Genomic DNA, 10,139 nt, shown 5'->3' on the forward strand with positions numbered 1-10,139 from the left:
CGGGTGACAAGGCGGTTGAAGATGAGATGTGGCAATAATTTGAGAAAATAAGGGAGTAAAAAAATAGGGACAAAGAAGCCCCCGAAGCAAAAAATGTTACCACAATCATATCAAACAATTTTCCGAAAGCATTTGAGTGAATAGCAGTATTTGACACTAGTGGCAATAATTCCCAATACACTAGAGTCAATAAATACTATCATACTTCTGAATATAATTTTTGTCCTTGTGGTCTTTCAGCATCCATTCTTTTTTTGAGGTTTTCAAAGATTTCTTGTCTTTCTCTAGATTCTTCATCAGAGATATTTTGATATTCCTGGATTTGTTGTGCTAAAATTGCCATTGCTTTTTGATTTTTTTGGAGTTGTTCTTGTTGATTCCATGTTGATTTATGGCTGCTAACTGGGGTATTTTGATCTGGTTGTGATTGCAAAATTATTTTCAAATTTTGAGCATCTGATGGTTCTAAATTGATAGGATGAGGATATCCTTCTAAAATGAGTTGATAATCACTATCAATATTATTGTTATTGGGAATTAGGGCAATAAATCGGGTGATGTTGAGGATTTTACCGCTAGGAAGTTCTATGGAGGTATTCATGGTATTCTCCTTTGTTTCACTAATCATTAAACAGTTCCTTAATTTTATCATAGATATTTTCAAAAGTTGAATCAAAATAGCCTGTTACTTTACCAGGACGGGCAAGATGCCCATCCCACAAGATTGAATCATCTTTTTGGTGATTAAAGTAGGTAACTATATGGTTCTTCTAGTGATTGTACGGTACTGGATTTAATGGTAGCTAAATGACGTAGTAATAACTGGACTTGTTGAAGATTGGGACGATAGGAAAGATTGCCTTGTTTTTCAAATAGTGGTGGAGAGTTTATGCCTATTTTCAGGGCATCAATCGCTTTATAATCGAGGTTTTCCTGGGAGTGATGGGTCAGCCAAAGGTGATCTGAAGTGGCAGGAATTAAGCCTGGTGGTAGTTCACCTTCTAAGAAAGCTAATAATCGCTGTTGACAGATGCGGGTATTGATACCACGACTTTCAAATAGCTGTAAGACTTCACCAAAGGATAAAGAACGGTTAGGTAATAGTTTTAGCAGTTCAGAAAACAGGAAATAATCTGTGTATTGTTGTTTAGGTATGTCTAAAACTTGGGGATGCAAAGGTAACATAGTCAAACCTAATGCTACGCGACTACAATTAGGAGTGCCGTTTTCACCCAGGTATAAGTCTTGAATAATTTTGGCATTAGGCAGTTTTTGCCGTAACCAACGGTTAATTGTGCCAACGGAAGCCACACCACCGCTGAGGACGGCTTGATTAATAGCTTCGGTGGGAATACCACGAACTACTAGTAACTTGTTAAGTTCTCGATTGAGACGACGGACAAAGGGCACAAAGACTTGACTTTCCAGGTCTCGACGCTGCAGTACCCAACGTTGGTCGGCAAATTCTAGGGTAAAGGTTTCTTGGTGCTGTAAAATCAGTTTCAACGCCAAGGCTGCGTCTAATAAAGCTTGTCCCAGGAGGGAACTTTCTAGGCGCTGTTGAAGACGAATTCGTGCTTCTGTGTCTGGTTCACCGACTTTGGGTAATGATAAGGCTTCTAAACCCAAATCAGAAAATTGCATTTGGTCTAAACCAGGAATCGAGGGTTGCCAGTGCCAAGGATTTGTGTTAATTGGTTCAGGGTGAGATTGTCCGGGTTGACGGGGTTGGCGAGATTTTGGAGGTAGCAGTAATTGACAAATAATGTCCTGTTCAATGCCTTTGCCAGAGTAGGGAAAATTGTGGAGTATGAAGTCTTTGTGTGTCAATTTTTCTAAATTTGCTGGTATATCTACTAAGGTCATTTCTACTTGAGTTGCGCCAATATTAATGGCTAAAGTGTTACCTAATAGGGGATAATCGCTGGTTTTTAAAGGGCGTAAACCTTGATTTTCGCTAATTTGGATAGATTGACCATTGGCACTGTCTAATTCTGGCAGCAAACTGGCGATCGCTTCTTCGACAAACAAGATTTGTTGGGGATGAGAGACCAGTTCACTGGTGACAATCGCTTCCCGCACATTAAAACGATATTGTTCAGTCCAACTGGAAGGACAAGTACAGATCACACCAGCGATATTCTTAATTATTCCTGAAAAGGCTGCTGTACTCATACCCACAGCATTAGCAATTAACGCCGGTGTGGTACTAGTTTGACTAGACCTGAGAGTTGATAATAACTTAGAGAGCGATCGCACCACCCAAATTAACGGACCTGCAGAAAACTCGTTCAATTGCAACATCGGCTCCCATTTCTGTCGTTCTTGCTGATAGGGAACTGCTATTTGCAAATAAGGCTTTAACTGTGCTGAATAAAGATGAGGGGAAAAATCTGATTCTCCACTTTTCCCCTGATGAGAACCTGAATTAGTAGGTAAATAAACTTCTGCGGGTAACCGGAATGATTGCTGAAAATTAGAACCATCAACTTGACTTTCCGCTGACCAATAAATTGGATAAACTATCAATTGAGAGCGATTTAATAAAGCCGCAGAAATTCCCGTCGTCCCAATATCAATTCCTAAATACCAAGTGGACTCCAAAGTATCACCAGGAATAAGCTCTTTCTCTTCTTCATGGTGAATTGATGTTTGATTATTGGTAGTTGGAAATTGCCCCTCAGTGAGTGGAGATTGGGTAAAATATTCTGGTTCACCCTCTACATTTGTCTGAGTTGTTAAACTTAAATCTACTTCCTGATCAGAAACTATATTTACACTATCAACTTGACTCGTAGCATCTAACTTAGTTATAGATTCTCCCGCATAATTTAATTGCTGATCAAAAGTAGCTAGATCTTGGTCTAATTGTTGCAACTGCTTGGCATCTAAAACAATTTCTGGTATTTCTGAAACATCATTATCTAACACAGACAGCAAATTTTCCTCAGCAGAAGCAGCAACAAAGTTACTCAATGCTAATTGCTGATTTTCTGTTTCTCTGTCTGCATTATCTAATTGATTGATAAATTCTAACGGTACTATTTCATTACCAGTATCCACCAACAAATCAGTTAAAACTGTGATTGTATCAACAGGATCGGGTTCTACTTCTTTTTCTTCGGGTGAAAGTGGGACTTTAACTTCTGTAGGAGCGGGAGAAATTATTGTTTGCGGCTCGTAGTTTTTATCATTGTCTTTTGGTTCTGCTAACACAGCACTGTCAGCTATACTAGAAACTGTTGAACCGTTAATTTCCAGCACTGATAAATCATTACTGATATCTTCAGAAGCAATGGCTAAATTTTCATATTTCCTAAATGTCAGATCGGGAGAAAATGAGAAATTTAACGATGAGGAAATTTCAGTATTAAAGAAACTCGCATAAAGTTCATCTACTTCATCAGTATTTGTTAACTGTAAATCTTTAGCCGACTGTGATTGATTCTCTAACAACTCTGTAGCTAGATTAATTGGCAATATTTCCGCTCCAGAACTTTCTAGAGATATATCTTCTGAAGTTTTTGATTCCTCAACAACCGAAGATTCAGCTAATGATAGTGATGCCGACACTATTTGAGGATTGACAACAGAGCAAATAGCAGACTCATTAATCAAAACTTGCTGTTGTAAATATTGAGTCAAATTATTGAGGAAATTTGCCATCAATTGTTCACCCTGTATCCCCTGGTCGTGCATTTTAGCTAATGCCTGGGATAAGGAATGATAATAGGCGTTAATATTACGTTCTAGGGCTTCAAAAATACTATTAACAGTTCCATCCAGAGACAGTAACCGCTGATCTAAATTCCGGGCTAAATTTGCTAACTGTTCTACTCGTTCTGCTGATTCTAAAATAGGTTGAATACCAGAAGTAATTGCGTCTAGATTCTGGACATTAGCATTAAGTATCAACCCAGAATTTGATTTTAAGTGTGGTACTAAACGACCCATAAGGACCTCTAAAAAATTAGAAATCATTCCCTCCTGGTCAGCTAACTGCTGGCTTAACGAAGAGTTTTGTAGTCGCTTTTGCTCTAGTTGTCTAATTTCCTGAAGCAAATCTGCTCTTTCCGCCAATAGCCTGGATAATTCCGCTTGCAATGGCTGAAGCAAGTCCGCTATTTGTTCTTTGGTTTGTGCTGTTTCACTACTAATTGTCTCTGGCGGGTGTCCAGAAGACTCCAAAACAGATGGGAGATTCTGTTGGTTAAATCGTGTCAACAGAGATGAAAATGCTGGTGTGGCAGATGATTTAGTGGTTTCCGGTAGGACATCATTTTTTGATACTTCATCCTCCTCCAATTGCACTAAAAAGCTCCGTACTCGTTGCAAAACCTCTTTTTCCTGTTGTCTCTGGTTAGAAAGGAACTTAGAAATACCTTTGGCACTATGAGACAGTAAGTGATCAATATCTGCAATTAGTTGGTGAATTTCATCAGTATGGTAAGTCACGTTAAATTACCTTAGTTAAAAATGTACGTTGATTTGTAAGGGACTGACAATCACAGAAGTTTCCATGATTAAAATTTGTCACTGACACTTCTAGGGCTAATTATGTTAAGTAGTCGTGCAAAATAAATTATAGGCAACAGGGAAGGAATACAGAAATTTTTGTTCGGTTCAAAAATGTTTTCAGGATACACGAAAACCAAATAATACGTCTATATTAGTCAATATTGTCAATCAGTATTTACCACAACGGTGACAACAATCCCCGAAAAAAGGGTCTGGATTTTAGGTTTATTCAGCAAACCCTATACAGAGAGGAAAACGCAGATAGAAACATCCTTGGTCGAGGGCTGAGTACGGTAGGGATACGGTCACTTTCATGCTAGACATGAGCAACGCTTTAGGAGATAATTCCTTTACTCACCTGAGTTCGACATAAGATAATTTGTGGAAAACTGCCCCAAGTATGAGTCTCAAACCCTTACTTATGATCTCGTTGAAAAAATTATAACTCCGTTCGCGTAGCGTCTCCGAAGGAGAAACTCCTAACACCGAACTCAGGTAATAACAGTCTTAGTGTTGTGATGATAGCAACTTTAATAATCAAAATGCCCTGATGGAAGAGCCATATAATACAAATAACACATCTCATACATGGATGATTACAGCGCCATTTTTTCAAGGCTTACCAGAACTGGGCATAGAAAAGGCTCTAACTCGTCTTGTTACTCGTACCCATCCAGCCAACCAAGTAATTTTACTAGAAAATGACTGGGGTAATTCTGTATACTTTATTGTAAACGGATGGGTAAAAATCCGTACGTATAATTTAGATGGGAAAGAGGTAACGCTAAATATTATTGGTAAAGGGGAATTATTTGGGGAAATGGCAGCGCTAGATGAAGTTCCCCGTTCTACTGATGTTATTACTCTGGCGGCGACGACGATTGCGAGTATACCTGCTCAAGATTTTGTGAATTTGCTGCAAACAGAACCTTTAGCCGGGGTGAGATTGGCTCAATTAATGGCTAAAAGGTTGCGACAAGTTAATAGAAGATTACGTCTTCGGGAATCGGATAGTCAGTCACGGGTGGCGGATACGTTGCTATTTTTGGCAGAGGGACAAGGAAAACAAGAGAATGCCGGCACGGAAATTCCTAATTTACCGCACCGGGAGTTAAGTAGTTTAAGTGGATTGGCACGGGAAACTGTGACAAGAGTGCTGACAAAGCTGGAAAAAAAGGGTTTGATTATGAGGGATCAAGATAGAATTCGTATTCCAGATTGGTCAGCTTTGGAAAAAACTATAGTTTAAGGGGATGTAGAAACCCCATCTTCAACAAAGTAAGATGGGGTAGTTCATTTTAGTTATTTGGCATGAGTATCGTTGATTCCCTACCAGAAGAACCAGGGCAAGATTCATCTCCTGAATCTCTTTCCCAGCCGCGATTACAGTACCAACCGCTGAAGGTTGAAAGTACCTTAAGGATGGTGGAAACGGCTTTTTTAGCCAGTACGGCGAGTTTAATTTGGTTTATTAATTTTTATTTTCCTTTGGGTCCAGTATTGCGGGTGTTTTTTCCTGTTCCTATTGCTTTGGTTTATTTACGTTGGGGTAAACGGGCAGCTTGGATGGCAGCGGTAACTTCTGGGTTGTTGTTGTCTGTGTTGATGGGTCCGGTTCGGAGTCTATTATTTGTCATGCCCTTTGCCTTGATGGGTGTGCTGTTAGGGGCGACTTGGTATCGTCGTGTACCATGGATTGTTTCTATTGCTTTAGGGACGCTGTTGGGGACGCTGGGGGTGTTTTTTCGCCTGTGGTTTTTGTCGGTGCTATCGGGGGAAGATTTGTGGGTTTATGTGATTACTCAGGTGACGGAAATTATTGAATGGATTTTTTTAAAGTTGGAATTGTTAATGACTCCCAATTTACTATTAATTCAATTAGGAGCGATCGCTCTGATTCTTCTCAATAATTTTATTTACTTGTTTATAGTTCATCTTACGGCTTGGTTACTTTTAGACCGTTTAGGTAATCCCATCCCCCGTCCACCTCATTGGGTGCAGGTGTTGATGGATTATGAGTAAGGAGTTCGGAGTCAGGAGTTCAGGAGGAAGAAGAATAGTTTTCACCAATTACCAATTACCAATTACCAATTCCCTATTCCCTGCTATATGATTAATATTTATACCCAAGTTACTCAGGGCGAAGTATGGCTCAATCGTTATCGGGGTAAATTACCGATATTTGCCTGTGTTTTAGGATTTACAGAAACTGGGTTGATTCCGGGGATTTCTGCGGCTGGGTTGACTCCAGATGATCGCCGATATACGGCTTGTGCTGATGCGGAATTTCTCTATTACGGTGCTGAATATCAACCTAAGTACCATCTACCACCTTTGACTTCGGGGGCTTCTCCTGTGCTGATTTCGCGGGCGGTGGTGGCTAATTTGAATATCCCTGTTTACTTGTTTAATGCGGGATTACTACATATTCCACCTGTGCCATTAATTGATTTAGGTGGTGCGCCGGCGAGGTGTTTAAGTGGGGGTGCGGCGATGAATGTAGATACTGTTAAACATTTACTAGCTAAAGGATTACGTTGGGGTGATCAATTAAGTTCTCAGTTAAATTATGATGGGTATTTAATTCTGAGTGAGTGCGTTGTCGGTGGCACAACAACGGCTTTGGCAATTTTAACTGGTTTGGGGATTGATGCTGCTGGCAAAGTTAATAGTAGCCATCCTGTGTGTAATCATGGGCAAAAATGGGATTTGGTGCAGACTGGATTGGCAAAAACTCCTCCGTCCGTTGATCCTTTAGCATTAGTAGCGGCGGTAGGTGATCCTATGCAGGTGGTAGTAGCAGGAATGGCGATCGCTGCGAGTCGAAGTTGTGGGGTATTATTAGGTGGAGGGACGCAGATGTTAGCAGTTTATGCTTTAATTCAAGCGATCGCTCACAAATATAACCTATCTTGGCAACCCGCAGAAATTGTCATTGGTACAACCCGCTGGGTAGCAGAGGACTCCACTGGTGCAACCATTGACCTAGCCCAAAGTTTAAATAAAAATAGCATTCCCCCCTTGTTAGCCACACAATTGAGTTTTGCTAATTCCCGATATCCCCAACTTCAAGCTTATGAACGGGGTTTTGTTAAAGAAGGAGTTGGTGCTGGTGCGGCTTGTATTGCTGCTGCTTTAAGTGGAAATTGGCAACAACATCAACTATTAGCCGCCATTGAAGCCCAATTTGAGCAACTTAGCACCAATCATTAAACCCTTTGTCTAAGTAACTGCTCTTCTAAGGCGGCAATTCGATGATATGCAGCAGTTAACTGTGTTGTTAGCCGTTGGATTTGAATTTCTGGTGTTATGTGTTTATCTGTAGTCTGATAAATCATTTCGGGAACACCATCAAGCAAAATATCCTTATGCTTCAATTCTTTTAACTCATTGACTGGCGGCTTTTTTTCCAAATAATGTTCTATGGCTGGTAATTGCCGCAAAGATGAATCGGATAAAGCTTGAGATAGCCGCATATCAAGCCTTTCAATCACTTCATAGACAGCACTAACCTTCTGACTTAAGGTAAGAATTTGTTTTTCTAATGATTCCATTTAATACCTGCACCAAAAAATATTTTCTCTATGTTATTCACTTTACTGGCGATTCTAGCTATACTTATGGATCATTTAACTTTTCATGGCTTTTTTACTCATGGGATGCTGGAGTTTTTATAGAAATCAAGCATATTCATTAGTTAAACTGATAATTATCAATCGTGATTATAGAGATAAAACTATGGATAGACGATCTTTTCTATTAGGCACAAGTATTCTAGCGCTTTCTCAGGCGATCGCCGGCTGCGGAACAAACCAGCAACCACTCTTAAATGTCCAATTATTAAAAAATTCTATCCCCGGTCAGGTAGTTAATCAGTTTCGGAAAACCGTAACTCAAGGGGGAAAGTTAAAATTTACTCCCATTAATCAGCTTGAGGATTTATTTAAATTATTACAAACTTGGCAGCAACCACCAACTAATCATCAGCAAGAATGGACTCGTTATTTACCTTTCAATCAAAATCAAAAATCACCAACTGCCAATTTAATCACATTGGGAGATTATTGGTTACAAGCAGCAATTAATCAAAAATTAATTCAACCATTAGCAACAGCCAATATAAAAAATCTAGTTAACCTCAATCAAAAGTGGCAACAGATAATTAAGCATGACCAAGAGGATAGAATTTGGGGCGTTCCTTATCGGTGGGGAAATACAGTAATTATTTATAATCAAGAAAAGTTTCAACAATTGGGTTGGACACCAACAGATTGGAGTGATTTATGGCGGAGTGAATTGCAAAATCGCATTTCTTTACTAAATCATCCTAGAGAAGTCATCGGTTTAGTTTTGAAGAAATTAGGAAAATCCTATAATACAGACAACATTAATCAAATTTCTGCCTTAGAAACGGAATTAAAAATATTAAATCAACAAGTGAAATTCTATGATTCTAAAAATTATCTAGAACCATTAATCATTGGAGACACTTGGTTAGCAGTTGGTTGGTCTGATGATATTATCCCCATCATCAGTCGTTATCCAAAATTTGCCGCGGTTGTCCCCAAATCAGGAACAGCAATTTGGGCTGATTTATGGGTAAGTCCCACAGGTATTAATAATGACATTTTAGCATACCAATGGCTAGATTTTTGTTTACAACCCAATACATCTAAACAAATTGCCCTACTCACTAAAAGCAATTCTCCCATTGACAAGACTATGGTTAATGGGGATATTCAGAAGCAGTTACAGAACTTATTATTAACTGATTCAGAAACTTTTGCCAAAAGTGAATTTTTACTGCCTTTCCCTTCAGCAGTGATGAAAGAGTACGAAGATTTATTTATGAAGATCAAACAATCCTAATTTGACGAAGCAAAACTGAAACTGACTTGACTTTGATGATTCATCTGAAGCCGACAGGAAGCAGGACTTTGAGGAAAATTACAGGTGTAAGTTGCTAAAGGTTCTTTTTGATAGTTAAAAATTCGGATATTGTAACCATATTTACTAGCTAGGCTACCTAACCGATTCACAAAGACATACTTGCCAAAATAGTCTAATAATCCCCAAATTTGCTGATTAACAATTAAATCTGCACGGGGTGGTTCTGTTTGCGAAGGTGGGTAAACTATCCAATTATCTAAAAGTTGTTTTTCTGAGTTTTCCTTAGCCCACCATAAACTAGGAACTGTTAATTTTTGAGGATCAATAGTTTTAGCTGTGATGATATTATCCTTTGGTTGGGTAAGTAGATCTAACTGCAAAGGTGCATTAGATGGGAGAAAAATATTTTCTGCTTTTGATGGGAAAATGGGTAAAAACAAAGACGTAAAAACCCCCATTGCTAATAATAACAGTGGTTCTTTACGGGGAAATAACTTATTGTTAGTCATAGCTTTGATATTTTATATTTATTTCCCATAATGTTCATAGTTAAATCGAGAAAATCCTGATTGAAATATAAAAATTTTATTGAAGAGTAGGAGTCAGTGGTCAGTTGTCAGTTGTCAGGAGGAAGAAAGAAGTTAGCCAATGACCTGTAACCTGTAACCTGTAACCTGTAACCTGTAACCTGTAACCTGTAACCTGTAACCTGTAACCTGTAACCTGTAACC

At 39.0% G+C, this 10,139-nt stretch carries 8 protein-coding genes; 4 read left to right on the forward strand and 4 right to left on the reverse strand.

The features are described 5' to 3' along the window. Positions 1-199 precede the first annotated feature (199 nt). Both PN471_RS09375 and PN471_RS09380 read right to left on the reverse strand, forming a co-directional pair. Complete coding sequence (locus PN471_RS09375; RefSeq protein ID WP_271776614.1) at positions 200-601, reverse strand: hypothetical protein; 402 nt, start codon at positions 599-601, stop codon at positions 200-202. A gap of 143 nt (positions 602-744) precedes the next feature. Beyond that, complete coding sequence (locus PN471_RS09380; protein WP_271776615.1) at positions 745-4,455, reverse strand: hypothetical protein; 3,711 nt, start codon at positions 4,453-4,455, stop codon at positions 745-747. Between the two features lie 613 nt (positions 4,456-5,068). Between PN471_RS09380 and PN471_RS09385 the strand changes: the two genes are divergently transcribed. From PN471_RS09385 to cobT, 3 genes are all read left to right on the forward strand, one after another. Next, complete coding sequence (locus PN471_RS09385) at positions 5,069-5,767, forward strand: Crp/Fnr family transcriptional regulator (RefSeq protein WP_271776616.1); 699 nt, start codon at positions 5,069-5,071, stop codon at positions 5,765-5,767. A 62-nt stretch (positions 5,768-5,829) separates the two neighbouring features. Next, complete coding sequence (locus PN471_RS09390) at positions 5,830-6,540, forward strand: DUF2232 domain-containing protein (protein WP_271776617.1); 711 nt, start codon at positions 5,830-5,832, stop codon at positions 6,538-6,540. A gap of 87 nt (positions 6,541-6,627) precedes the next feature. Continuing rightward, a complete protein-coding gene (gene cobT / locus PN471_RS09395) occupies positions 6,628-7,731 on the forward strand; it encodes a nicotinate mononucleotide-dependent phosphoribosyltransferase CobT (RefSeq protein WP_271776618.1) in 1,104 nt (367 codons plus the stop codon). Here the strand turns inward: cobT and PN471_RS09400 are convergent. Then, positions 7,728-8,072 carry a hypothetical protein gene (locus PN471_RS09400; RefSeq protein ID WP_271776619.1) on the reverse strand — a complete coding sequence of 115 codons (345 nt, stop codon included), beginning with the start codon at positions 8,070-8,072 and terminating at the stop codon, positions 7,728-7,730. The genes cobT and PN471_RS09400 overlap by 4 nt on opposite strands. Positions 8,073-8,256: 184 nt before the next feature. Here PN471_RS09400 and PN471_RS09405 point away from each other — a divergent pair, with 184 nt between their 5' ends. Continuing rightward, entirely contained in the window at positions 8,257-9,387 is a 1,131-nt protein-coding gene (locus PN471_RS09405; protein WP_271776620.1) for an extracellular solute-binding protein, read from the forward strand. Here PN471_RS09405 and PN471_RS09410 read toward each other — a convergent pair. Further along, a complete protein-coding gene (locus tag PN471_RS09410) occupies positions 9,384-9,917 on the reverse strand; it encodes a hypothetical protein (RefSeq protein WP_271776621.1) in 534 nt (177 codons plus the stop codon). The two genes, PN471_RS09405 and PN471_RS09410, sit on opposite strands and share 4 nt — an antisense overlap. Positions 9,918-10,139: the final 222 nt, after the last annotated feature.

The organism is Aphanizomenon sp. CS-733/32, assembly GCF_028330045.1.
Classification (GTDB): domain Bacteria; phylum Cyanobacteriota; class Cyanobacteriia; order Cyanobacteriales; family Nostocaceae; genus Dolichospermum; species Dolichospermum gracile.

What these genes read in the sequence shown, in the direction of transcription:
- PN471_RS09375 (WP_271776614.1), bottom strand. Translation starts at nt 601, where the DNA reads ATGAATACCTCCATAGAACTTCCTAGCGGTAAAATCCTCAACATCACC.
- PN471_RS09385 (WP_271776616.1), top strand. Translation starts at nt 5,069, where the DNA reads ATGGAAGAGCCATATAATACAAATAACACATCTCATACATGGATGATT.
- PN471_RS09390 (WP_271776617.1), top strand. Translation starts at nt 5,830, where the DNA reads ATGAGTATCGTTGATTCCCTACCAGAAGAACCAGGGCAAGATTCATCT.
- cobT (WP_271776618.1), top strand. Translation starts at nt 6,628, where the DNA reads ATGATTAATATTTATACCCAAGTTACTCAGGGCGAAGTATGGCTCAAT.
- PN471_RS09400 (WP_271776619.1), bottom strand. Translation starts at nt 8,072, where the DNA reads ATGGAATCATTAGAAAAACAAATTCTTACCTTAAGTCAGAAGGTTAGT.
- PN471_RS09405 (WP_271776620.1), top strand. Translation starts at nt 8,257, where the DNA reads ATGGATAGACGATCTTTTCTATTAGGCACAAGTATTCTAGCGCTTTCT.
- PN471_RS09410 (WP_271776621.1), bottom strand. Translation starts at nt 9,917, where the DNA reads ATGACTAACAATAAGTTATTTCCCCGTAAAGAACCACTGTTATTATTA.